The sequence below is a fragment of the Arthrobacter sp. M71 S08 genome, assembly GCF_059089725.1.
The window spans coordinates 247,716-270,542 of the sequence record NZ_JBNHEY010000002.1; the positions used below are offsets into that span (position 1 = coordinate 247,716).

The following is a 22,827-nucleotide window of genomic DNA, read 5'->3' on the forward strand; positions in this document are numbered from 1 at the left end:
TTGGCGGTGGGGCCGGTAGCACTGGTCCCACCGCTTTTGTCTGCACTCGTTCGCTTCGGTACCGCACTGTTGAAAGGACACCGTGCTTCGCGTCATTGGTAAACGTCTCGCCCTGCTGGTTCCCACCCTGTTTGGACTCTCCGTCCTGCTTTTCCTCTGGGTGAGGGCACTGCCGGGCGGTCCCGCCACAGCTCTGCTGGGCGAGCGGGCAACCCCCGAAGCGGTCGCCCGGGTCAACGAACTGTACGGGTTCGATCAGCCGCTCATCCTGCAGTACTTCACCTACATGGGAAAGCTGCTGCAGGGTGATTTCGGTACGTCGATCATCACCGGACGGCCGGTCCTCGCCGAGTTCGCCACCCGCTTTCCGGCAACCATCGAACTGAGCATCGTCGCGCTGATCTTCGCGATCGGCATCGGTATCCCGCTGGGCTACCTCGCGGCACGCCATTACGGGCGGTTCCTGGATCACGGTTCTGTGGTCCTCAGCCTGATCGGCATCACCATCCCGGTGTTCTTCCTAGCCTTCATCCTGAAGTACCTGTTTGCCATCCAGTGGCCCATCCTGCCGCCGGACGGACGACAGAATCCCCGGATCAATGCCACCCATTTCACGGACTTCTACGTCCTGGACGGCATCCTCACGGGAGAGTTCGACGCCGCGTGGGACGCCTTCCAGCATCTGATCCTTCCGGGGCTGGCCCTCGGAACCATTCCACTGGCCATCATCGTGCGCATCACGCGTGCTTCGGTGCTCGAAGTGCAGAACGCTGACTATGTGCGGACGGCACGCGCAAAGGGCTTGATGGAGAAAACCATCCGCAGCCGCTTCATCCTGCGCAACGCCATGCTGCCCGTTGTGACGACGATCGGTCTGCAGACCGGTCTCCTTATCTCAGGTGCGGTCCTTACGGAGACCGTGTTTGCGTTCAACGGCATCGGACGTTTTCTTCGGGACGCGATCTTCGAGCTCGACTACCCGGTGCTGCAGGGCTTCATCATCTTCATCGCCATCCTGTACGCGCTGATCAACCTCCTCGTTGACATCTCCTACACCATCATCGATCCAAGGGTGCGTGTGCAATGAGCAACATTTTGCCCCCCGCAGCAGCAGGCGGAGAAGCCGCGCCGTCCACAACGGAGCCGACCCTCAGCGAAGGCGGCGGAACCGGTCTGTGGAAAGACGCATTCCACAGGCTGCGCCGGAACCCGCAAGCCATCACCGGCGCCGTCATCATCGGCCTTTTCCTGCTGGTCGCGGCACTGGCGCCCTTCCTGGCGCCATACGGGGGGGAATCGCTGCCCGGCCGGACCCAGATCACACCCATCAACATTCCGGGGCCCGGTGAGCTCCCGGAGTATCCGCTGGGGCTCGACCGGTTCGGCGGCGATGTGCTCAGCAAACTGATCTGGGGTGCGCAGGCCTCGTTGCTGATCGGTGTCATCTCAACCGCGATCGGCCTGGCCGGTGGAATGCTGCTCGGGCTGCTGGCCGGCGGCCTGGGCGGTTGGGTGGACAGCCTCATCATGCGCTTTGTGGACATCCTGCTGTCGGTCCCGAACCTGCTGCTCGCTGTGAGCATCGCGGCGATCCTGGGGCAGGGGCCGTACGCGGTGATGATCGCGATTGGTGTTTCACAGCTGCCGATCTTCGCACGCTTGCTCCGGTCCTCCATGCTCTCGCAGCGCGGGTCGGATTACATTCTCGCCGCGCAGACGCTCGGCCTGAGCAAGCGCACCATCACGATGAGCCACCTGCTGCCCAACAGCGTCGGTCCGGTGATTGTGCAGGCGACGCTGTCCCTCGCCACAGCCGTCATCGACGCTGCCGCCTTGTCCTTCCTGGGGCTCGGCGGCGGGCTCCCGCAGACAGCTGAGTGGGGCCGCATGCTGACCTACGCGCAGGCGGAGTTGGCGTCGTCCCCGTCACTGGCATTCCTGCCCGGTGCGTGCATCGCCATCACCGCACTCGGGTTCACCCTGTTGGGAGAGTCGCTGCGCGAGGCACTGGACCCGAAGACCCGGCAAAAGTAGCCCCTGCGCCCTGAACGGTACGACGACGGCCGGTCACCTTCTCAAGGAAGGGTGACCGGCCGTCGTCGTACCGTGGCTGATCCGGGCGGGATCAGGCGATGTTGAGTTCGTTGCCCGGGATGGAGGCCAGCAACTTCCGCGTGTAGGGATGGCGGGGGTTCTGGAACACTTCCTCCGAGCTCGCCGCTTCGACCAGCTCGCCGTCCTTCATCACGCACACATAGTCCGAGATGAGCCGGACCACGGCGAGGTCGTGGGAGATGAACAGGTAGCTCAGGCCCATCTCTGACTGCAGGTCGCCGAGAAGCTTGAGGATCTGCGCCTGGACCAGCACATCAAGGGCTGAGACGGGCTCATCGCACACGATCAGTTCTGGCTTCAACGCCAGGGCGCGGGCGATGGCGACGCGCTGGCGTTGACCGCCGGAGAGCTCCGACGGGTAGCGCCGCAGGGCGTTGTGGGGCAGGGCCACCTGGTCCATCAGCTCCCGAACCCGGGCTGACCGCTCCTTCTTTGAACCACGCTTGTACGCGTTGAGCGGCTCTTCCACGATGCGCTCGATGGTGAACATCGGGTTTAGCGACGAGTACGGGTCCTGGAACACGGGCTGTACACGCTGCCGGAAGTCATCGAGTTGCGCCTTGTCGAGGGTTGCCACGTCCATGCCGTCGAAGGTCATGGTGCCGGAGGTAGGTTCGATGAGCTTGAGGAGCATCCGCGCCGTCGTTGTCTTGCCGGAACCGGATTCGCCGACGATAGCAACAGTCTGCCCACGTGGGATGTCCAGCGTGACGTTCTTCGCCGCGTAGAAATCTTCGGAACTGCCGCGTCGCTTGTAGATCTTGGTCAGGTCACGGATCTCGACGATGTTGTCCGTCGGAGCCGCTTCCTCGACCGAGTCGGCGTCCGCCTGATGCTCCTGGAAGGCGGCCTGAGCCGCGGCTGTCCGCTTCGCGGCGTCCTCGTGATAGGCGCCGGGGCGCAGTCGGACGGCCGCTACGCTCGGCGCAGCCCGGACCAGAGACCGCGTGTAGGGATGCTGGGGGTCGTTGAGGAGCTGCGCCGCGGGCCCGGTCTCCACCACGCGGCCGCGGTGCATCACCACGAGCTCCGACGCGCGTTCTGCTGCGAGACCCAGGTCGTGAGTGATGAGCAGGACCGAGGTTCCAAGCTGCTCCGTCATGGTGTCGATCTGGTCCAGGATGGTGCGCTGGACCGTGACGTCGAGGGCACTGGTGGGCTCATCGGCGATCAGCAGGCGCGGACGGCACGCAAGACCGATGGCGATCAGTGCGCGCTGACGCATGCCGCCGGAGAACTCGTGCGGGTACTGCTTCGCGCGGTCGGCGGCATCAGGCAGGCCTGCCGCAGACAGCACCTCAACCACGCGCTCCTTGACGTTTTTCTTGTTCGCCAGACCATGGACCATCAGCGTCTCGGCCACCTGCGTGCCGATCTTGGCCACCGGGTTGAGGTTGGACATGGGATCCTGCGGTACCAGGCCGATCGCGCGGCCCCGGATGGTGCGCATCGCCGATTCGGGGAGAGGGACCAGATCCCGGCCCTCGAACAGGATGCTGCCGCGGGTGACCCGACCATTGCCGGGCAGCAGGCCGATGCAGGCCATCGCCGTCGTCGACTTCCCCGAACCTGACTCGCCCACGATCGCCAGCGTCTTTCCCCGGTGCAGAGTGAAGCTGGCTTCCTCGACGGCGGATACCTCGCCGTACGTGGTGCGGAAGCTGACTGCCAGGTTCTTCACCTGAAGCATGGGAGCGTTTTCGGCGCCATCGACGACACTGTCGATTGAGGTGATTTCGGTCATAGGTCTATCGTGCCTCATAACCGCCGGTCATCAGGTCGTGCCGCGTCAGTTTCCGCACAAGGTGGTCAATGGCCAGCCGGTAACCGTCCACGCCCGCCCCCACGATGACGGCATCCACCACTGCCGACAAATAGGAGTGATGCCGGAACTCCTCCCGCTGGTGCACGTTGCTGATGTGCACCTCGACGGTGGGCAGGTTTACTGCGCTGATCGCATCCCGCAGCGCAACCGAGGTGTGGGTGTAGGCAGCGGCGTTGATAATGATGCCGTCCGCCGTTCCCGGCGCACACTGGATGGCGTCAACCAGCTCGCCCTCGTGATTGGACTGCCTGCAGTTGACGGCCCACCCGTGCGCGCCGGCGGCCGAGGCGCAGAGCTCCTCCACGTCGTCGAGCGTGTGTGATCCGTACACGTCCGGCTCGCGGGTGCCAAGCAGGTTCAGGTTCGGGCCGTTGAGGATCAGCAGGGTAGTGGTCGCCATGGCTTAACTATGCCCGATGCCGGGGATCCGCCCGGCCGCGTTCGCCGGCTGTCAGGCCCGCGCCGGCACCGGTCGGCGCAGGCGCACCGCCGCTGTCGCACCGGCAACCGTCACGAGGCTCATGAGCGCCAGCACGACGCCGGGATGCCACCACGCGCCGTCCGTCGCCTCGCCGAATGCCTGGGTGATTGACGGTGCGAAACCGGCGACGATCGCGGCGATGCTGTAGGAGAAGGACAGGGCAGTGAAGCTCGTGCTCGGTTCGAAGAGGTCGGCCATGAGTCCTCCGAGAGCGGCCCAGCTGGCGGTCGGCAGGATGCCGCCGAGCAGGATCGTCGCGACGTACAGGGGAGCGTCCGCAATGCTGATGACCCAGTACAGCGGGAAGCTGATCAGCGCGGTCCCAACCGCACCGCCCGCCACGACCTTCGCCGAACCGATCTTCATGGCCAGCCAGCCGAACGCCGGAATGGTCGCAAGCTGGAGCAGCGAACCGATGAGTGCGGCGTTCAGCACCGTTGCTTCAGACAGGCCCAGCCGCTCCGTCCCGTATGCCTGCGTGTAGGAAACCATGAGGAAGTAGGAGCCGATGCCGAGGACAGCCGACGCCGTGGCCACAACGACGGCGACCGGCTGGGACTGCAGCACGCTCAGCAGCGGTACGCGCACCTTCTTCGTGGTCCGGAAGACCGGCGTCTCGTCGATCGCCAGCCGAAGGTAGAGCGCAACTGCGAGGAACGGGAAGGCGAGCAGGAACGGGATGCGCCAACCCCAGGTGGTCATGACATCCGGAACGGTCACCGCCAGGATGAGGAAGATCAGCGAGATCAGCATGGTGCCCACCGGGGAACCCAACTGGGGGATGGCCGCGTACAGCGCACGTTTGCGGTCGCTCGCGTGTTCTGTGGCGATCAGGATCGATCCGCCCCACTCGCCTCCCAGCGACAGACCCTGGAGCAGGCGCAGGACGGTCAGGATGATGGGCGCCCACACGCCGATGACGCTGTAGTCCGGAAGAAGTCCCACGGAGCCTGTGGCGAGGCCCATGAGCAGGATGGTCCAGATTAGGGTTTTCTTCCGGCCGATCCTGTCACCGAGGTGGCCGAACAGGATGGCCCCGAGCGGTCGGGCGACGAAACCCATCGCGAAGATCAGGAACGCCGACAGGGTCCCGGCGAGCGGGTCCTGCGAGGTGAAGAAAACTTCGTTGAAGACAAGTGCGGCGGCGGTGCCGAAAACATAGAAGTCGTAGGACTCAAGGGATGTTCCCACGAAGGACGCGGCAGCGGTCTTCCGTGCCATTCCGGGGCGGACGGCCGGCGTCGGGCGGGATGCGGTAGAGGTGGACACGCTTCGAAATTGTCCTCGCCGCCCACCCCGCCCGGCCAGCATTTTCCGGCAACGTCACAGGCCTGGTTGACCCAGCTCACAGTGCTGTCGCCCGGCTGCCGCTTCGAATCGAGCGGCTGCCGGGCGACAGGGATCCCGGCAGAACCTTATTTACGCAGTGACGCTGCGATCTGCTGCATGATCGTCGGATCGGACAGCGTGGTGGCATCGCCCACCTCGCGGCCCTCCGCAACGTCCTTGAGCAGGCGGCGCATGATCTTGCCCGAGCGCGTCTTGGGCAGCTCCGGAACCACCAGGATGTTGCGCGGCTTGGCGATCGGTCCGATCTCCTTGGCGACGTGGTTGCGCAGAGTGGTGACGACGTCGTCGTCCTGAACCGCTGAGCCGCGCAGGATCACGAAGGCAACCACCGCTTCACCGGTGGTCTCATCCGATGCACCGACGACGGCGGCCTCCGCCACCGACGGGTGGCTCACCAGCGCCGACTCGATTTCCGTTGTTGACAGGCGGTGTCCGGAGACGTTCATGACGTCGTCCACCCGGCCGAGCAGCCAGATGTCACCGTCTTCGTCGCGCTTGGCACCGTCGCCCGCGAAATACATGTTGTCGAACCGGGACCAGTAGGTGTCCTTGAACCGCTCCGGGTCACCCCAGATGCCGCGGAGCATCGCCGGCCAGGGCTCACGGATCACCAGATAGCCGCCGGACCCGTTGGGAACGGACTGGCCCATCTCATCCACGACATCCACAGCGATGCCGGGCATGGGGACCTGCGCGGATCCCGGCTTGCACGCCGTGACACCGGGCAGCGGTGCGATCATGTGCGCGCCGGTTTCGGTCTGCCACCAGGTGTCGACGATTGGTGCGCGGGTTTCCGAGCGTCCTCCGTTGCCGCCGATGATTTCCCGGTACCACATCCAGGCTTCAGGGTTGATGGGCTCACCGACCGAACCGAGAACACGGATGGAGGAAAGGTCAAACTTCGCGGGGATGTCGCGGCCCCACTTCATGAAGGTACGGATGGCTGTGGGCGCGGTGTACAGGATCGAGACCTTGTACTTCTCGACCAGCTCCCACCAGCGGCCCTGGTGAGGGGTGTCCGGAGTGCCCTCGTACATGAGCTGGGTGGCGCCGTTGACCAGCGGGGAGTACGCGACGTAGCTGTGGCCGGTCACCCAGCCGATGTCCGCGGTGCACCAGAAAACGTCCGTCTCGGGGTGCAGGTCGAAGGTGTTCTTCTGGGTGAACGCCGTCTGGGTCAGGTAACCGCCGGTGGTGTGCAGGATGCCCTTCGGCTTTCCGGTGGTGCCCGAGGTGTAGAGGATGAAGAGCGGATGCTCGGAATCGTGTCCCTCGGCGGTGTGCTCTTCGGAAGCCGGTCCAACGACGTCGTCCCACCACACGTCGCGGCCTTCGGCCCATTCGACCGGTTCACCGTTGCGCTTGACCACAACCACGTTCTCCACGGTGTGCCCGGGACGCTCCAGGGCGCCGTCCACGGCGGGCTTCAGGGCGCTTGGCTTGCCGCGGCGGTACGTGCCGTCGGAGGTGACCACCAGCTTTGCTTCCGCGTCGTCAATCCGGCTGCGGAGGGCTTCGGCCGAGAACCCGCCGAAGACCACGGAGTGGACGGCCCCGATGCGTGCACAGGCCAGCATGGTGATCACGGCTTCGGGGATCATGGGCAGGTAAACGGCTACGCGGTCGCCCTTGGCGACGCCCAGGGACTCGAAAGCGTTGGCGGCCTTCTTCACTGCCGTGGTGAGTTCGGCGTAGGTGTACGTGCGGGTGTCGCCGGGCTCGCCCTCGAAGTGGATGGCAACCCGGTCACCGCGGCCCTGCTCCACATGACGGTCCAGCGCGTTGTAGGCCGCATTGACCTTCCCTCCGACGAACCACTTGGCGAAGGGGGCTTCCGACCAGTCGAGGGCCTGCGAGAAATCCTCGTGCCAGGTCAGAAGTTCACGTGCCTGTTTGGCCCAGAACTCCGGGCCTTCCTTACCCTGCTCGTACAGGTCGGCCGTGGCGATTGCACTGGCCTTGAAATACTCGCTCGGCGGGAAACGACGTTCCTCATGCAGCAGATTTTCGAATGCGTCACCCGCGTGAATCTGGGTGTCTTCAGACATTGTGAACCCCTTAGCCAATCGGTGCTTCAGGCGGACTTGAACAGACTTCAACGGCCCGCGAATGTGCTGTGTCCCACATTAGTAGCGCCGTCCCCCGAACGGTGTGCCAGTGGTCACAAGACAGATGCGAAAGGCACTGATTCTGCGGTGAGCGGTGAGCGCACGACGCCGACATGTCCCATCATTGATATGAAAGGAAGTGGGCGTTGACTAGGGTTGTCAAAGAAATCCGAATCAGGCGCAACGCCCTCGGCACCCTGACTGCGGCACGCGCCGCCGTTTCGAAACGGAGAATCCAGACATGACCGAACAGCGCCAGTACGACGGCGGCGCAGGTACCGCGCATAGCTCGCCTGTGCAGCAATCCGGCCGGTCCGAGACACCTGTTGATGCCTCCACGTCCGCCGCGCACACCGGGCCGGAGGCTGTAGCCGGGCCCTTCACCCTTCGCGAGACAGTCATCGGCGTCTCTGTGCTGGTGATATTTGTCGGCACCATCCTGCCCTTTGTGGACGGCGTCAATCTCTGGCGCACGTTCTCCCTGTTTTTCCTCGGTATCGGAATTCTCCTGCCGGTGACCGCACTGGCGTTGCTGGTGGGCCGCAGGCTCGGCGCGAAAGGCCTGCGCGTCGGTTCGCTGTCCGTGGACCAGTTCGCCTCCGTGACCGCGGCGTTTGCCACTGCCTTCTTCTTCCTGCAGACGGTCACTACGTTCGGTATCGGCCAATTCGTTGCGCTGCTCGGCTCGGTAGTGTTCTTCGTCGCCACGGTCGGCGGCCCCCACCTTGGGGTCTTCAAGCCCGACTTCGCCGGGCGTCCGTCCTCGTCTGCGCACCGAATCGCCCGCGAGGTGTTGCCGGCCAGGCCCCGCCCGCCCAAGCCGGTCCCCGCAGAAACGGTCACTGGCTGGAACAGTTCGCACTCGTCCGATGCAGCCGTCACGAGCGGTCCGAGCAGCACAGGCTACAGTGCCGGTTACGCCGTCGCGGGCTACGCGGCAGGTGCGGCAGGTCAGGGAGCAGGTGCTTCGAAGAGCCCCGCCGCCGAGCAGCAGCATGAAGACGGTGCACCGCAGTCCGAGACCGCTCCGGCGCAGAAAGAGACCCGCGAAGCGCAACCTGCCCCCGGTGGGGCGACGGCCGTGCAGCCCACCCCTGCCGAGGCAACGGCCGCGCAGCCCAGCGCCGGCGCCGCTCAGGCGGAGGCCGGGCCGGTTGAAACCAGCGCGGACGCTCCCGCCGAGTCCGCCGGCCCTGCCGCTACCATGGCTCAGCCCAAGGTTGAGCAGTCGTCCGGGATGAACACCGCCCAGAAGTCAGCCCAGCAGGCTGCACATACTGAGGAGCAGGCGGCACACCCGCGTACGGAATCGATTTCGGCTACCCGGGACGCCGATGACGACGAGCCCGTGCTTGAAGCCTTCTGGTTCGCCGTCGGAACACCGCGTTCAGTGGTCGACGAGCAGACGGGAGCACCGCTGTTTGTCCTGCAGCCAGGCGACTGGGAAGTCGGTATTGAGGACCGCGGACACGAATTCCTGGTTCAGGACAAGCGCACGGGCCGTATCGGTGTGATGCGGGACCTGCGGAACATCGAGCGCGCTCCCACCGAGGGCTAGCCCCACGGAACGGGTCGGCGGGAACGAAAAGGAAGACGGGTCAGCGTGGACGTATCGCCTATCGCTCTGAAACGCCGCGCGCGCAGGATCCATCGCGAACTCGCCGACACCTATCCCTACGCTGTCGCCGAACTCGACTTCCGCAACCCCTTCGAACTGCTGGTTGCAACCGTCCTGTCGGCGCAGACCACGGATGTCCGGGTCAACCTGACCACGCCGGCGCTGTTCGCACGCTATCCCGATGCACGCAGTCTCGCCGAAGCACCCGAAGACGAACTACAGGACCTGATCCGTCCCACCGGGTTCTTCAGGGCGAAGTCACGGAGCCTGCTGGCGCTCGCCACCAGGATCGTCGACGACTTCGACGGTGAGGTGCCCGGCCGTCTGGAGGACCTGGTCACCCTCCCCGGTGTAGGTCGCAAGACTGCCAACGTGGTGCTCGCGAACGCCTTCGGAGTACCCGGCATTTCCGTTGACACGCACTTCGGACGGCTGTCCCGCCGCTTCGGGTGGACCATGGAAGATGACCCGGTAAAGGTGGAGTTCGACGTCGCTGCTCTGTTCGAGCGGAAAGACTGGACCATGCTCTCGCATCGGGTGATCTTCCACGGACGCCGCATCTGTCATGCCAAGAAACCGGCCTGCGGCGCGTGCCCGGTGGCGGCGCTCTGCCCCTCCTACGGCGAGGGGGAGGTCGACCCGGAGAAGGCACAAAAGTTGCTCAAGTACGAGCTAGCCCCGGGCCGCGAGGAGCTCCACCGCCGTATGCGGGAGGGCGCCTCGCGTGCCGAGCTCCTGGCCGCCGGGTTCACGCTGAGCCCATGAGCGCCTACGCCGAGTTGAAGGCTTTCGCCCAGCGGTCGACGCCCATCGGTCCGGGTGCGGAGACCACCGAGTCCTGGCAGCTGCGGGGCATGGACATCGCAACTGCCAGGCCCGCGGCCGTCCTCATTCTCTTCGGGCACCTTGATGATCGGCCGGCCAGGATCCACTCCACCGCAGTGCCCGACGATCTCGACGTCCTGTTCGTGACACGCGCCGGAACATTGCGCAGCCATCCCGGCCAGGTGGCCTTCCCCGGTGGGAGGATTGACGACGGCGACGCCGATCCCGCCGCGGCAGCGTTGCGCGAGGCGGAGGAGGAGACTGGGCTTGACCCCGCCGGCGTCGAGATCCTTGGTGCCCTACCGGAGGTCAGCCTCCCGGTCAGCAATTACCTGGTGACTCCGGTGCTCGCGTGGTGGGCCTCGCCTACGCCGGTACGCGTGGTGGACCACGCCGAATCCTCACACGTCTTCCGTGCGCCGGTCGCTGAGCTGCTCTCACCGGATGTGCGCTTCACTTCGGTGGTTAGACGGAATGGACGAACACACAGCACACCGGCCTTCACCATCGACGGGATCACGATCTGGGGCTTCACGGGTCTGCTGCTTTCGAGGCTTTTCGACGGGTTGGGCTGGACGCAGCCCTGGGATGAGACCAGGGAACGCGACGCGCCCATCTAGCCGGCATCAGCTACTTCGCTTCAGCGTAGGAGTCCACCACAACAACGCTCACCGGGAACTCCACCGGGATCTCGCCGAACATCAGCCGCGCCGCGGAGCGGGCTGCCTCGGTGACCATGGCGGACACCTGGTCGGCGAGTTCACGCGGCACATGCAGCATCACCTCGTCGTGCAGGAAGAAGACGATGTGCGCACGGGCGAAGACGGCAGAGTCGGCGCGCAGCCGGCGTCGTAATTCGGCCAGCCAGCACAGCGCCCATTCCGCCGCAGTTGCCTGGACAACGAAGTTGCGTGTGAAGCGGCCGCGTGAACGCGCGAGGGAGTCAGCGCGCTGCTGTTCTGCCGCGCTGCTGGTGCGTTGCGCAGCGAGCCACCGGTCCGACGGCGGTGGGCAGCCGCGACCGAGGAAGCTTGCGACGACGCCGCCCGCCTCGCCCGTTCGTGCCGCCGCCTCCACCACGGAGATTGCCTGCGGGTAGGTGCGCGTGAGCTGCGGCATGAGGCGGCCGGATTCGCCGGTGGTTGCGCCGTACATCGCGCCGAGCATCGCGACCTTCGCCTTGGCACGGTCACCGCCGAATCCCTGGTCGGCGATTCCCTGGTAGAGGTCGAGGCCGCGTCCGGCTGACGCAAGGGCAGAATCCCGGCCGAGCGCGGCCAGCACCCGTGGTTCCAGCTGCGCGGCATCCGCGACGATGAGCACGTTGCCGGGGTCCGCCCGGACGGCGTCGCGCACCTGATGGGGGATCTGCAGAGCACCACCGCCGCGTGAAGCCCACCGCCCGGACATGCTGCCGCCCACCACGTACTCGGGCCGGAACCGGCCGTCGCGCACCCAGGTGTCCAGCCAGGACCAGCCGTTCGCGGTGAGGAGCCGCGAGAGCTTCTTGTACTGCAGCAGCGGTGCGATTGCGGGGTGATTGTGGCGCTGGAGCTCCCATGACCGCGTGGACGACACCTCGATGCCCGCCCGGTGAAGTGCGCGCAGGAGCTCCTGCGGGGAGTCGGGGTTGAAACGCGGATTGTCGAGGGCTGCGCGGAGCTCACCGGTAAGCCGTTCAAGTTCAGCCGGGCGATGGCCTTCCCTCGGGCGGAGTCCGAGCTGCGATTCAAGCAGGTCGTTGTGTATGTCTGCGCGCCACGGGATCCCGTGGAACTCCATCTCCGCCGCGATCAGGGTGCCGGCGGACTCGGCCGCCAGCAGCAGGGCCAGTTGGGCCGGACGGCGGCTGCTCCTGAGCGCGTGCTGCTGCGCCGTGAATTCCTCCGCGACCTCGAGTACATCGGCGCCGGCGGCGGGTTGAACGGCCTCGAACAGGCTGCCCTGTAGCGGTGACGGCGCCACGGGCGGCAGGGCACGGCCGGGATTCGCGTCCTCGGCCTCGTCCGGCCGTGACTGCAGGTGGCTTCCGTAGTCGGTCTCGGCGCAGTCCGGGGAGTGGCGCATGATCTCGCGGCTGAGCGCGATGTCATGGCAGCGCTCAACACTGATACCGGCGGCGAGCAGGCCGGGATACCAGGCCCGGGTGCTGTCCCAGACCCACCGGGTTTCGGGACGCTGCAGCTCGCGGACCGTCTCGGCCTGCCGGTCTGCCGGAACGACGACGGGGTCCGGGGTCGGGGCTCCCGTCGGGTCCACCGGCAGGAACGCTACCTGCGCACCGTCCGCTCCGCTGATGCGCTGCGCATTCGATGGCGGCGCGAGGACGATGTACACGACTCCTATTGTTGCCCACCGGAGGCGCCGACCCTTCCTGCACTTCTGCTGAAGATATCCACATACGCAGTGCACGCCCGTGGCGTGGCGTCTCCTGGGCGCAGGCTTGCTCTATGTCTTCCTGGATTCCGGCCGCAGATTCGGCCGCCGTCGTGCTGGTCAGCTCCTCGCAACGCATTCGCGACGAGGTGGCGAGGGTTGCGGTAGCCGCGGGTTTGACACTGGCCGGCGCTGCCTCGGTCAGTGACGCCCTGGCGATGCGCCCCGCCGTCATGCTGCTGGACAGCGACAGCGCGAGGCACGCTGTCGCGGGGTGTGCGGTCATCGTGGTCGGCCTCGATGGCGAGGAAGCAGATGCGTGGACGGCGGCTGCGCGGTGCAATGCCGATCGAGTAGCCATCCTGCCACAGGCTTCCGGCTGGTTGGCCGAACATCTCGGCATGCTGCAGCGGGCCCGGGATGAGGGAACCGTCGTCGGAGTGCTGGGTGCGGCCGGGGGAGTAGGCGCAAGCACCATCAGCGTGTGGCTTGCCGCATGTGCGGCAGCGCGGAACCTGCACCTGCTGCTCGTCGACGGTGACCCGTTCGGCGGCGGTCTGGAACTGGCCCTCGGCGGCGAAGGGCGTTCCGGCGTGCGGTGGCCGGACCTCGGTGAGGTTCGCGGTACTTTGAACCCGGACCAGCTGGTTCACGCACTGCCGTCGATGGACGGGTTCTCACTACTGTCGATGGGCACCGAACCACCGGCTCCAGGCGTCCTGGCATCCGCCGCGGTACCCCCGATCATGGAGGCGGCGCGGTCCGCATTCGAACTCACGGTGGTTGATGTTGCGCGCGGCTGGTCAGCGGATGGGTCACTGCTTCCCTACTGCGACAGCATCCTTCTTGTGGTTCCTGGTCGTGTCCGGGCAATCTCGGCCGCCCGGTCTCTGGTAACGCAGCTCCAGCCGCTTCCCGTCCGGGCCGTCATTCGGGGTCCGCTTGGTCCGAATCTTGACCCCGGCAGGGTTGCAGATGCCGTCGGCGTGCCGGGCGCCGGGTACCTGCCTCACCTTCGCGCCGCTGCGGCCAGCGAAAACCAGGGGAGGGTCCTGGAACTGGCACGTCACCGGGCCGTCCGCTCGTTCGGGCGTTCCGTCTTCGACGCTGTGCTGCCCGAAACGCTGAAGGTGGCCGCATGAATCGAGAAGTCAGGACGCGCCGGCTCCGTCAAACCACTCAGCCCTCGGATGCGGCCATGGTCGCACAGGTTCGGGATGCCGTGCTGAGCGAGTCTGCACCGGTTACGGGAGCACGACTTGCCGCCGCCGTGCAGTCCACCGGACGCCTACTCGGCTCCGAGGGAGCCTTCCGCACCCTGGACCGCGTCCGCGCTGAACTACAGGGGCTCGGTCCGTTACAGCGCTTCGCGGAGGATCCGGCGGTGACGGACATTCTTGTTAACGGTCCGAGCGCCGTCTGGGTGGACGACGGCACCGGCCTGCAGCGCACCGACCTCACCTTCCCGAGCGACGCGGAAGTGCGTGCACTCGCCGCCCGGCTCATCGCCGCCGGCGGGCGCCGATTGGACGACGGCAATCCGTGCGTGGACGTGCGTCTGGACCGTTTCCGGGTGCATGCAGTTCTGCCGCCGCTCTCCACGGCCGGGACGATCCTGTCCATTCGCATCCAGCGGCAACGCCACTTCTCCTTCGACGAACTGGTGGCCTCGGGCGCGCTGGACCACCAGATGGCCGCGGCCCTGCGCGGGATCGTGGGGAAGCGGCTGAACTTCCTTATCAGCGGCGCCACGGGCACCGGGAAAACCACCCTGCTCGCCGCCCTGTTGTCGCAGAGTGGACCCGATGAGCGGTTGGTCACGGTCGAGGACTCCGCTGAGCTCAGTCCCGCCCATCCCCATGTCATTGGGCTCCAGAGCAGGCACGGCAATGTGGAAGGCAACGGGTCGGTGGACCTCGCCGAACTGGTCCGGCAGGCCCTCAGGATGAGACCCGACCGGCTCATCGTCGGTGAATGCCGCGGCGCCGAGGTGCGTGAACTGCTGGCAGCAATGAATACCGGCCACGACGGCGCGGGCGGGACGATTCACGCGAACTCGGCCACGAGTGTCCCTGCCCGGCTGTCGGCGCTCGCAGCCCTTGCCGGCATGGAGGCGGGACCGTTGGCGCTGCAGGCAGCCAATGCGCTCGACGTCGTCGTCCATGTCATCCGCGCCGGAGCCGGACGGACCGTTTCGGAGATCGGTGTTGTCGAAATGACCCCGGGCGGTGACCTGGTGGTGCGGGCAGCCCTGACACGAAACGGTGGCACGTCGGACCGTGGACCGGCGTGGGAGACGCTGGCGGCGAAGCTTGACCGGGGCCGCTGACGTGAGCGGCGCAATCGTAGCCGGATTGCTCTTCGTCGCCAGCTGGGTCCTCGCACTGCCGCGCCGCCCGGTGCCTATCCCGGCGACGCGGCGTCGGGGTTTTATTGCGCTCACCCGGAGTTCCCTCCGGAAGAAAGGTCCGAAGACTGACCCACATGAGATTCCCCTGTTCGTGCACCAGCTGACAGGCCTTCTTCAAGCCGGACGGACGCCCGCGCAGCTGTGGGGTGATGCGTTAGGTGTTCACGGCAATACAGGATCAGGGTTCTCGGTTGCAATCAGGCCGACGCTCCAGTCGGCGCACCAGGCTGCGCAGCTTGGCCTCAGCGTCCCGGAGGTCTTGCGCGACGCTGCGTCCCGCACCCGTGATCCTGCATTGAGGACGCTCTGGCAGGATCTGGCGGCCTGCCAGGAGGTTGTCGAGCGCAGCGGGGCGCCCCTGGCAGCCGTCCTTGCCCGTTATGCGGTGCAACGCGAGTCCCAGTTGGACTCTGATGCTGCCCGCGACACCGCGCTCGCAGGTCCCCGTGCCACCGTCCGGCTTCTCTCCTGGCTGCCATTGTTCGGACTGGCAGTCGGCTACCTGATCGGGGTCGACCCGCTCGCGGTCCTCCTCGGTTCCGTGCCGGGCAGCGCAGCGCTATGCGCCGGGTTCGTACTCATGGTGGCAGGCAGAATCTGGTCCAGCCGACTCGTTCGGGCAGCCGCAGGCGAACCCGCATGACGGGTGTACTGGTGGCGGCGCTACTCTGGGCCGGCTGCTGGCTGCTTCACCGCTCACCCCCGCTCGGGCATCGATGGTCAGCCGGTATGCAGAGCGATCCCGCCGGGATTGAACAGGAAGGGCTCCACGATCCGGCGCTGATGATGGATCTCATGGCAGCCATGCTCGCCGTCGGATCACCACTGGACCGCGGGCTCGATGTCCTCGCGCGCTCATCCTCACCGCCGGTCAGCGCGGCCCTGACCGCAGTCAAAACAGCACTGGACCTCGGCGCGTCCTGGGAGGTGGCCTGGGCAGCGGTCCCTTCCAGCGGAAGCGCCCAGGCCGCCCATGAACTCGGGCTTGCCCTGCGATTCGCCGGAACAACAGGAGCACCGTCCGCCGCCGTCGTCACCGCGCAGGCCGCACAGTTCAGGCGCAGGCGGAACCGGGAAGCGGAGCAGCGCGCTGCCGCCCTCGGAGTCCGCCTGGTCGTGCCGCTGGGCCTGTGTTCTTTGCCGGCATTCGTGTGCCTTGGCGTCATCCCAATCCTGGTCGGTCTGTTTCCCGCCTTCACCTGACGCTTTGCGTCGGGACGAACTCTGCAACAGAACGCCTCCGTTACGTCTGGTGCTCCACAGCCCACGGGAATGCCTGCGTTTGTCCACTTACCGTCCTCTCCATCCACCCGAAGTCCGACCTCGCGAAACACTCGAAACAGCCGCCGATGCGGCTCGGCCGGAACGGCACACGCTGTCCCGGCAGCCCGGAAGTACCGACAAGAGCGATCACCCAAGGAGTTGTCATGACACGTCCCACCACCGCAGCAACAACCGCCTTCGAGGACCGGCAGGAATCCCCGGTCCAGGAACCGCCACTGGCGACTGTGACCTCCCTGAGGCCCGAGACGATCTCATCCGGCCGCATGAGGTCCGGGCTCATGCGATCAGAGGCAGGCCTGGCCACCGCCGAGTATGCGATCGCAACGCTGGCTGCCGTCGGCTTCGCCGCACTGCTCGTCGCCGTACTGTCGAGCGGGGAGATCCGCGGCATGCTCATGTCGCTGATCACCAACGCCCTCAGCTTCGGCTGACGTCCGTGCGGCGGACAGGATCGCAGGGGAGGAACCCTGCCGAGGGCGGAGCCGTGACAGCGGAGGTGGCAGTGGCATTTCCGGCGGTGGTTGCACTGTTGGCGGTTGTCCTCGCTGCTGCGGCAGTCGGGCTGTCCCAGCTGCGCATCGAGGAAGCCGCAAGGGCGGGGGCCCGTGAAGTCATGCGAGGCGAGACGACCGCCGTCGTTGAGGCGACTGTCCGCCGTATCGCCGGAGAAGAGGCGCACATCGCTGTTCTGGCCGGGGACACCCTCAACACGGTGACCGTATCGACCACTGTGCCCGTGCTGGAACTGTTCGACGTCGACCTCTCGGCTAGCGCAGTTGCCGTACCGGAGCAGAAATGACTTGCTGCTATCCCGGCCGGGAAAGGGGGGCCGGCACAACGTTGATGGCCGGCGTCGCGATGGCCGCGCTGCTGCTGCTCTCGGTTGTCATCCTGTTTGCCCAAGCGTCGGTAGCGGCATCAAGGGCGGCGACGGCAGCAGACCTGTCAGCCCTCGCGGCGGCCGATGCCGCGCGCGGGCTCCGCGATGGGAGTCCGTGCGTGGTGGCCGCGGAGGTAGCCCGGCATCACGACGCCCGGCTCATCGGGTGCTCGGTTGAAGGAGAATCCGGAAACATAGTCCGGGTTCGCACCGAGGTGGACTCCATCCCGGCGCTGCCCCCGGCCTCGGGGCGGGCACGAGCAGGCCCACCGCCGTCCGTTCCCTGATTGAAAGGAGGATTACACGTCGAGCATGCCATTGCCTGGCGCGGGCTCACCGTCCGGAGCCTGCGCCAGCAGCATGTCGAGCAGGGCGAGAGCGCCGGCCTTGCTCAGGGGGTTGTTGCGGTTGCCGCACTTGGGCGACTGAACGCAGGAGGGGCAGCCGGCATCGCACTCACACGCCCGTATCGCTTCCGCCGTTGCTCTGAGCCACGTTTTCGCAGCCTCGAAACCCCGCTCGGAGAAGCCGGCACCACCGGGATGGCCGTCATACACGAAGATCGTGGGCAGCCCGGTGTCAGCGTGCAGCGCCGTCGAAACCCCGCCGATGTCCCATCGGTCGCTCGACGCAACCAGCGGCAGCAGACCGATGGCTGCGTGTTCAGCGGCGTGAAGCGCGCCCGGAAGATCCGCAGCTGTGATGCCGCTGCGCTCAAGCAGCTGGTTGTCGCACTCGAACCACACGCTTTTCGTGAAGAGATCACGTGCCCCGAGATCCAGCGGCTCCTCGCCAAGGATTTCGTTGGAGACAAAGGCCTTCCGCTGGAAGGAAATCACCTGGGTGGTTACCTTCACCTCCCCGAAGCACACGCGGATAGGACCCCACGGCACGTTGCGCTGCTCGGAGATCACCTCAATCTGCGTGACGTCCCGTGCCTGCGTGTAGTAGTCGGGGTTGGAACGTGTCACCATCGCGCAATGATCCTGCTCGTTCAGTTCATCCACAACGTAGCTCTGGCCCTGGTGCACGTACACAGCACCGGTGTGCGCCTGATAGTGGCTCTGCGGTGAGTCCATGGTCCCGAGTACGGTCCCGGTGTCGCTCTCGATGATGTTGATTGGTCCACCGCCGTCGGCGCGCAGGTTGACCATGCCGGCAGCGCCCTGGGGATGTGTCCAGAACCAGCCTGCAGGGCGGTGGCGCAGCAACCCCTGATCCACCAGCTGATCCAGCAGCGCCGGTGCGGTCTCGCCGAAGAGCGGCAGGTCCTCGACTGTCAGCGGCAGCTCTGCGGCGGCTGCGCACAGATGCGGTCCAAGGACATAGGGATTGGCGGGATCGAACACCGTTGCCTCGACCCCAACATCAAACACCGACTCCGGGTGATGGACCAGGTAGGTGTCCAGAGGATCATCACTGGCAACGAAGGCGGCAAGCGCGTCCTGGCCGGAACGTCCCGCCCGTCCGATCTGCTGCAGCAGCGACGCACGGGTGCCGGGCCAGCCAGCCACCAGAACCGCGTCCAAGCCGGAAATGTCGATCCCAAGCTCCAGCGCGGACGTGCTCGCGACCCCCAGCAGCCGGCCCGAACGCAGCGCCGCCTCCAGCTGACGGCGCTCCTCGGGCAGGTATCCCGATCGGTAGGCCGCAACACGCTGCGGCAGCTTCGCATCCACCTCACTGAGCAGCCGCTTGGTGTTCGCGGCGATGCTTTCCGCGCCCCGCCGGGACTTGATGAAGGCGATCGTCCGAACCTGCGCCGACACGAGGTTTGCCAACAGATCGGACGTCTCAGCAATGACTGTCCTGCGCTGCCGGGCGCCGTTCTCGCCCCGAAGATCGGTCAGCTGCGGCTCCCAGAAGGCCACCGTCGTCGACCCGTGCGGCGACGTGTCCTCGGTGAAAGCACTGACCGGGGCGCCGATGAGCTTCCCGAAGGACTCCGCCGGCGCAGCGGAGGTCGCGGACGCCCCGATGAACACCGGTTCCGCGCCGTAGTACGCGCACACGCGGCGCAGCCTTCGCAGCAGGTTGGCAACGTGCGATCCGAAGACGCCGCGGTAGCTGTGCGCTTCATCCACGATCACGTAGGTGAGACGCCGGAAGAACCGCGCCCACCAGGCGTGATTCGGAAGGATCCCGTAGTGGAGCATGTCCGGGTTCGCCAGTACCAGATTGGCGTGGTCGCGGATCCAGCGTCGCGCGCCCGGGTCGGTGTCGCCGTCGTACGTGTCTGCGCGGACGGTAGCCAGCCCGAGGGAGGAGATGGCGGAAAGCTGATCCGCAGCCAGCGCTTTCGTCGGGGAAAGATACAGCGCGACGGCGCCGGTCGGCTCAAGCGAGATCTTCTCCGCCAGTGCGGAACGGTGGATTGCATCGAGGACAGGCAGTTGGTAGCTGAGGGACTTCCCGGACGCAGTGCCCGTGGCAATGACGACGTTCGAGCCTGCGTGAGCGGCATCCGCGGCAGCGCTCTGGTGCTTCCACGGCTCCTGGATTCCCCGTCCCCGGTACGCCTCCACCACATCGGGATGGACCCACTCCGGCCAGGCGCTGTACACCGCGTCACGGGCGGGGAGATGCCGGACATGAACAAGCTGCTCAGGATCCACGCCGCCAAGAAGCGGAATCAGGGAATCATGGGCAGCCACTCGGCTATTTTGTCACCCCGGCACAAATCAGCCCGGCTTTCGCCGCCCAGCTACCGAGGGTCAGCGACGGATCACGAAGGCATCAGCCAGATACGTCCAGCCCAGGTACTGGTACAGGTGGCGTCCGTCTTCGGATGCCATCAGCAGCCCCGTTTCCACCTCGTCTTCGAGGATCGCGGCTGTCAGTGCGCGCATCACGAAACTGCCCAGGCCCCGTCGGCGGTAGTCCGGGTCAGTGATGATGCGGTCATAGACTGCGTGAGCATCCTGTTTGGCCACCGAACCCCGTGCCACCTCTTCGCCGTTCACCGTCACCGATACGCGTCGGCAGTCCGCCTCCCGGATGTGCTCGAGTTTGAACGCGTCGTCCGGATGACGCGGGTCTTCCACGTCCTGTCCATCCATGTCCGCGCACATCAGGGCCTGCTGATAGTCGGTGATACGCATGTGAAGGGGAGAGGACGCATTGATGAGGTCGTGCATGCGGTTCGTGACGACGGTGAGCACACGGGAGGAATCCTCGCGGGTCTGATTGGCGAGTTCGAGGTACTCACCAATGGTGGGCTCGTAGACGATGGTCTCCAGGTCGTCCTGCTGGTCGGCGAGAAGAACGGACATGCTGCGGCCGTTGTCCTGGGTCTTATAGCCCCGGCATTTAGCCCAGCCGGAAACCCACGTGCGGACGAGTTCTTCAGAAAGAGCGGCTCCCATGCCTGAACGATAGTGGCGGGCAGGCCGGTTGAACATAGCTAAGCCAAGAGGTTGCCGATTTGAGACCTGACGCGTGCGCGCCGGTACCCTTTAATGCGTGTCAATGAACCGAATTGTTCTGTATTACGCGTTCACTCCGTTGCCCGATCCCGAAGCCATCCGGCTGTGGCAGCGCGCCCTGTGCGAGAAGCTGGGGCTACGCGGACGCATCCTCATCTCCAAGGACGGCATCAACGGCACTGTCGGCGGGGAGCTGAACGCCGTCAAGCAGTACGTGAAGGCAACGCGCGAGTACCCCGCCTTCAAGAAGATGGATATCAAATGGTCGGAGGGCGGCGCCGAGGACTTCCCGCGGCTCAGCATCAAGGTCCGCGAGGAGATCGTGTCCTTCGGCGCGCCCGGTGAGCTGAAGGTTGATGAGAACGGGGTCGTCGGCGGGGGTACACATCTCAAGCCGGAGCAACTGCACCAGTTGGTCAATGAACGCGGCGACGACGTCGTCTTCTTCGACGGCCGCAACGCCCTGGAAGCGCAGATCGGGAAGTTCCGGAATGCGATCGTCCCGGATGTGAACACCACCCATGACTTTGTGAGTGAGCTCGAATCCGGGAAGTACGACCACCTGAAGGACAAGCCCGTGGTCACCTACTGCACCGGCGGCATCCGCTGCGAGGTGCTCTCCAGCCTGATGGTCAACCGCGGATTCAACGAGGTGTACCAGTTGCAGGGCGGCATTGTGCGCTACGGCGAGACGTACGGCGATTCAGGCCTCTGGGAAGGCTCACTATACGTATTCGACAAGCGCATGCACGTCGAGTTCACCAAGGACGCGAAGACGATCGGCAAGTGCGTGCGCTGCTCCGCGCCCACCAACAAGTTCGAGAACTGCTCGAACCTGAGCTGCCGCAATCTCACCCTGTACTGCGCGGACTGTGCCGCAGATCCCGCCAAACTGCGCTGCCCGCAGGGGTGCGAATCGGACGAGGCCGAAGCCACCGCGGTCGGCGCCGCCTGACCTCAGCCGGTCAGCTCGAGGACCGGCCCCTCATGGAGTGCGAGGTACACACGGTCCCGCAGCACGTTCGCCTCGGCGTCAGTCAGCGTGCGGTCCAGTGCCTGCAGCGTGAGTCGGACCAGCAGGTTCACCTGTCCCTGCTGGGCCTGAAGACGTACGACGGCGGCGGCCGGCAACCGCTCCACCGGCGTCCGCGTGCGGATCACAAGCGACTGCAGGACGTCGGCGTCCATCCCGAGCGCTTCCCGGGCGGCGTCCCCGAGTGTCTCCTCATCCGCATCGGGCCCACACAGCACGGAGAGGTCCCGCCGGACGGCAGGCATAAGCGACACCGGACGCCACGGCTCCAGGTCGAGCATCTGCACCGAGACACGGGGATCGGGCGAGCGCAGCAGCCTGATGTCATCCACGCCCTTGCGCAGCATGAGAGCCCGGTCCAGTCCCATCCCGAGCGCGAGGCCGCTCCAGCGCCGGGGATCCAGGCCGGAGTTGCGGAGAATACCGGCGCGCACCAGGCCGCATTCCGCCAGTTCCAGCCACCCGGCGGGTGTCTCGACATCGACCTGCATGCCGTGCGAGGTGTAGGTATGGGTGGCCGGCACCGCACGCCAGCGGGCGCCGGGCAGCACCGCTTCCACGACGGCCGCGGCCATGCTGTGCAGGTCCTCCTCATTGAGCAGGCCGCGGGCCTTCAACCGCCAGAGGTCTACCTGATGTGGAGTGCCGACGTGGGTGCGGTCCACCGCGTCGCGGCGGTAGACCAGCCCGGGGAGGACATGAAGCCGGTCATACGGGTCCCGGATCGGAGCGAGCGAATCCAGCACCGCGGGGACTCCCGCGGAAGTGTGGCTTCGGAGCATGACGGTGGGACTGGCATGGCGCGAGTAGCGCGCGTCCCGGGTGACGTCGTCGGGCGCGTAGCCCAGGCGGTCATAGTTGTCTGCCGTTGCAACGAGGGGAGTGGTCCGGTGCACGGTGGCGGGAATGCTCCAGACCTGCGTCAACCGGGTGACGACGCCGGCGAGCAGTTCCTGCATCGCATGCGGACCCTGTCCGGGGTCAGTGAGATCGCGGACAGACAGGGCGGACGTGAGCTGCGGAATGGTGAGATACATGGCTGGTCCTTCGGAAAGTGTCGGGGAAGAGTTCGTAAGAGAGAACCCCGGCCGCGGACA

The 22,827-nt window shown here is 66.1% G+C and carries 21 protein-coding genes; 13 read left to right on the top strand and 8 right to left on the bottom strand.

The features are described from left to right. Positions 1 to 82: 82 nt before the first annotated feature. Together AC5RTB_RS05030 and AC5RTB_RS05035 are read left to right on the top strand one after the other, a co-directional pair. A complete protein-coding gene (locus tag AC5RTB_RS05030; protein WP_494059986.1) occupies positions 83 to 1,087 on the top strand; it encodes an ABC transporter permease in 1,005 nt (334 codons plus the stop codon). Beyond that, entirely contained in the window at positions 1,084 to 2,034 is a 951-nt protein-coding gene (locus tag AC5RTB_RS05035; RefSeq protein ID WP_494059987.1) for an ABC transporter permease, read from the top strand. Before AC5RTB_RS05030 ends, AC5RTB_RS05035 begins: the two co-directional genes overlap by 4 nt. A 91-nt stretch (positions 2,035 to 2,125) precedes the next feature. Here the strand turns inward: AC5RTB_RS05035 and AC5RTB_RS05040 are convergent, their stop codons facing one another. The 4 genes from AC5RTB_RS05040 to acs all read right to left on the bottom strand — a co-directional run bounded on the left by AC5RTB_RS05040 (position 2,126) and on the right by acs (position 7,819). Beyond that, complete coding sequence (locus AC5RTB_RS05040) at positions 2,126 to 3,859, bottom strand: dipeptide ABC transporter ATP-binding protein (protein ID WP_494059988.1); 1,734 nt, start codon at positions 3,857 to 3,859, stop codon at positions 2,126 to 2,128. A gap of 4 nt (positions 3,860 to 3,863) precedes the next feature. Further along, positions 3,864 to 4,340 carry a type II 3-dehydroquinate dehydratase gene (aroQ, locus tag AC5RTB_RS05045; RefSeq protein WP_494059989.1) on the bottom strand — a complete coding sequence of 159 codons (477 nt, stop codon included), beginning with the start codon at positions 4,338 to 4,340 and terminating at the stop codon, positions 3,864 to 3,866. A 51-nt stretch (positions 4,341 to 4,391) separates the two neighbouring features. Next, the gene (locus tag AC5RTB_RS05050; RefSeq protein ID WP_494059990.1) at positions 4,392 to 5,690 is read right to left on the bottom strand and encodes an MFS transporter; all 1,299 of its coding nucleotides are present in this window, start codon (positions 5,688 to 5,690) and stop codon (positions 4,392 to 4,394) included. A gap of 146 nt (positions 5,691 to 5,836) precedes the next feature. Next, entirely contained in the window at positions 5,837 to 7,819 is a 1,983-nt protein-coding gene (acs, locus tag AC5RTB_RS05055) for an acetate--CoA ligase (RefSeq protein WP_494059991.1), read from the bottom strand. Between the two features lie 301 nt (positions 7,820 to 8,120). On the opposite strand from acs, the gene AC5RTB_RS05060 reads away from it, so the two are divergent. Genes AC5RTB_RS05060 through AC5RTB_RS05070 form a run of 3 tightly spaced genes read left to right on the top strand, consistent with a single transcriptional unit; the run spans position 8,121 to position 10,942 of the window. Next, positions 8,121 to 9,437, top strand: coding sequence for a hypothetical protein (locus tag AC5RTB_RS05060; RefSeq protein WP_494059992.1), 1,317 nt, complete (start codon positions 8,121 to 8,123; stop codon positions 9,435 to 9,437). 45 nt (positions 9,438 to 9,482) lie between these two features. After that, positions 9,483 to 10,262, top strand: a complete 780-nt coding sequence (nth, locus tag AC5RTB_RS05065) for an endonuclease III (protein WP_494059993.1) — start codon at positions 9,483 to 9,485, stop codon at positions 10,260 to 10,262. Beyond that, complete coding sequence (locus tag AC5RTB_RS05070) at positions 10,259 to 10,942, top strand: NUDIX hydrolase (protein WP_494059994.1); 684 nt, start codon at positions 10,259 to 10,261, stop codon at positions 10,940 to 10,942. Before nth ends, AC5RTB_RS05070 begins: the two co-directional genes overlap by 4 nt. A 10-nt stretch (positions 10,943 to 10,952) precedes the next feature. Here the strand turns inward: AC5RTB_RS05070 and AC5RTB_RS05075 are convergent, their stop codons facing one another. Continuing rightward, a complete protein-coding gene (locus AC5RTB_RS05075) occupies positions 10,953 to 12,659 on the bottom strand; it encodes a bifunctional 3'-5' exonuclease/DNA polymerase (RefSeq protein ID WP_494059995.1) in 1,707 nt (568 codons plus the stop codon). Between the two features lie 113 nt (positions 12,660 to 12,772). Between AC5RTB_RS05075 and ssd the strand changes: the two genes are divergently transcribed. From ssd to AC5RTB_RS05110, 7 genes are all read left to right on the top strand, one after another. Further along, on the top strand, positions 12,773 to 13,840 hold the full coding sequence (ssd, locus tag AC5RTB_RS05080) for a septum site-determining protein Ssd (protein WP_494059996.1): 1,068 nt from the start codon (positions 12,773 to 12,775) through the stop codon (positions 13,838 to 13,840). Beyond that, a complete protein-coding gene (locus AC5RTB_RS05085; protein WP_494059997.1) occupies positions 13,837 to 15,027 on the top strand; it encodes a TadA family conjugal transfer-associated ATPase in 1,191 nt (396 codons plus the stop codon). The genes ssd and AC5RTB_RS05085 overlap by 4 nt, the downstream gene beginning before the upstream one ends. 1 nt (position 15,028) lies before the next feature. Further along, a complete protein-coding gene (locus tag AC5RTB_RS05090; RefSeq protein ID WP_494059998.1) occupies positions 15,029 to 15,751 on the top strand; it encodes a type II secretion system F family protein in 723 nt (240 codons plus the stop codon). Next, positions 15,748 to 16,311: a type II secretion system F family protein gene (locus tag AC5RTB_RS05095; RefSeq protein ID WP_494059999.1), complete on the top strand. Its 564-nt coding sequence runs from the start codon at positions 15,748 to 15,750 to the stop codon at positions 16,309 to 16,311. Before AC5RTB_RS05090 ends, AC5RTB_RS05095 begins: the two co-directional genes overlap by 4 nt. A 224-nt stretch (positions 16,312 to 16,535) precedes the next feature. Then, complete coding sequence (locus tag AC5RTB_RS05100) at positions 16,536 to 16,823, top strand: DUF4244 domain-containing protein (RefSeq protein ID WP_494060000.1); 288 nt, start codon at positions 16,536 to 16,538, stop codon at positions 16,821 to 16,823. A gap of 53 nt (positions 16,824 to 16,876) precedes the next feature. Beyond that, positions 16,877 to 17,191 (top strand): TadE family type IV pilus minor pilin, encoded by a 315-nt coding sequence (locus AC5RTB_RS05105; RefSeq protein ID WP_494060001.1) that lies wholly within the window; start codon positions 16,877 to 16,879, stop codon positions 17,189 to 17,191. A gap of 44 nt (positions 17,192 to 17,235) precedes the next feature. Next, positions 17,236 to 17,559 (top strand): Rv3654c family TadE-like protein, encoded by a 324-nt coding sequence (locus tag AC5RTB_RS05110; RefSeq protein ID WP_494060002.1) that lies wholly within the window; start codon positions 17,236 to 17,238, stop codon positions 17,557 to 17,559. A 12-nt stretch (positions 17,560 to 17,571) separates the two neighbouring features. Here AC5RTB_RS05110 and AC5RTB_RS05115 read toward each other — a convergent pair whose 3' ends face one another. Both AC5RTB_RS05115 and AC5RTB_RS05120 read right to left on the bottom strand, forming a co-directional pair. Further along, positions 17,572 to 19,926, bottom strand: a complete 2,355-nt coding sequence (locus AC5RTB_RS05115; RefSeq protein ID WP_494060003.1) for a DEAD/DEAH box helicase — start codon at positions 19,924 to 19,926, stop codon at positions 17,572 to 17,574. Positions 19,927 to 19,986: 60 nt separating this feature from the next. Next, entirely contained in the window at positions 19,987 to 20,637 is a 651-nt protein-coding gene (locus AC5RTB_RS05120) for a GNAT family N-acetyltransferase (protein ID WP_494060004.1), read from the bottom strand. Between the two features lie 97 nt (positions 20,638 to 20,734). On the opposite strand from AC5RTB_RS05120, the gene trhO reads away from it, so the two are divergent. Further along, on the top strand, positions 20,735 to 21,652 hold the full coding sequence (gene trhO, locus AC5RTB_RS05125) for an oxygen-dependent tRNA uridine(34) hydroxylase TrhO (RefSeq protein ID WP_494060005.1): 918 nt from the start codon (positions 20,735 to 20,737) through the stop codon (positions 21,650 to 21,652). 2 nt (positions 21,653 to 21,654) lie between these two features. Here trhO and srmL read toward each other — a convergent pair whose 3' ends face one another. Next, the gene (gene srmL / locus AC5RTB_RS05130) at positions 21,655 to 22,767 is read right to left on the bottom strand and encodes a PheS-related mystery ligase SrmL (protein WP_494060006.1); all 1,113 of its coding nucleotides are present in this window, start codon (positions 22,765 to 22,767) and stop codon (positions 21,655 to 21,657) included. Positions 22,768 to 22,827: the final 60 nt, after the last annotated feature.

What these genes read in the sequence shown, in the direction of transcription:
- AC5RTB_RS05100 (WP_494060000.1), top strand. Translation starts at nt 16,536, where the DNA reads ATGACACGTCCCACCACCGCAGCAACAACCGCCTTCGAGGACCGGCAG.
- AC5RTB_RS05120 (WP_494060004.1), bottom strand. Translation starts at nt 20,637, where the DNA reads ATGGGAGCCGCTCTTTCTGAAGAACTCGTCCGCACGTGGGTTTCCGGC.
- AC5RTB_RS05110 (WP_494060002.1), top strand. Translation starts at nt 17,236, where the DNA reads ATGGCCGGCGTCGCGATGGCCGCGCTGCTGCTGCTCTCGGTTGTCATC.
- aroQ (WP_494059989.1), bottom strand. Translation starts at nt 4,340, where the DNA reads ATGGCGACCACTACCCTGCTGATCCTCAACGGCCCGAACCTGAACCTG.
- AC5RTB_RS05060 (WP_494059992.1), top strand. Translation starts at nt 8,121, where the DNA reads ATGACCGAACAGCGCCAGTACGACGGCGGCGCAGGTACCGCGCATAGC.
- acs (WP_494059991.1), bottom strand. Translation starts at nt 7,819, where the DNA reads ATGTCTGAAGACACCCAGATTCACGCGGGTGACGCATTCGAAAATCTG.
- AC5RTB_RS05035 (WP_494059987.1), top strand. Translation starts at nt 1,084, where the DNA reads ATGAGCAACATTTTGCCCCCCGCAGCAGCAGGCGGAGAAGCCGCGCCG.
- AC5RTB_RS05040 (WP_494059988.1), bottom strand. Translation starts at nt 3,859, where the DNA reads ATGACCGAAATCACCTCAATCGACAGTGTCGTCGATGGCGCCGAAAAC.
- srmL (WP_494060006.1), bottom strand. Translation starts at nt 22,767, where the DNA reads ATGTATCTCACCATTCCGCAGCTCACGTCCGCCCTGTCTGTCCGCGAT.
- AC5RTB_RS05085 (WP_494059997.1), top strand. Translation starts at nt 13,837, where the DNA reads ATGAATCGAGAAGTCAGGACGCGCCGGCTCCGTCAAACCACTCAGCCC.
- AC5RTB_RS05070 (WP_494059994.1), top strand. Translation starts at nt 10,259, where the DNA reads ATGAGCGCCTACGCCGAGTTGAAGGCTTTCGCCCAGCGGTCGACGCCC.
- AC5RTB_RS05095 (WP_494059999.1), top strand. Translation starts at nt 15,748, where the DNA reads ATGACGGGTGTACTGGTGGCGGCGCTACTCTGGGCCGGCTGCTGGCTG.
- ssd (WP_494059996.1), top strand. Translation starts at nt 12,773, where the DNA reads ATGTCTTCCTGGATTCCGGCCGCAGATTCGGCCGCCGTCGTGCTGGTC.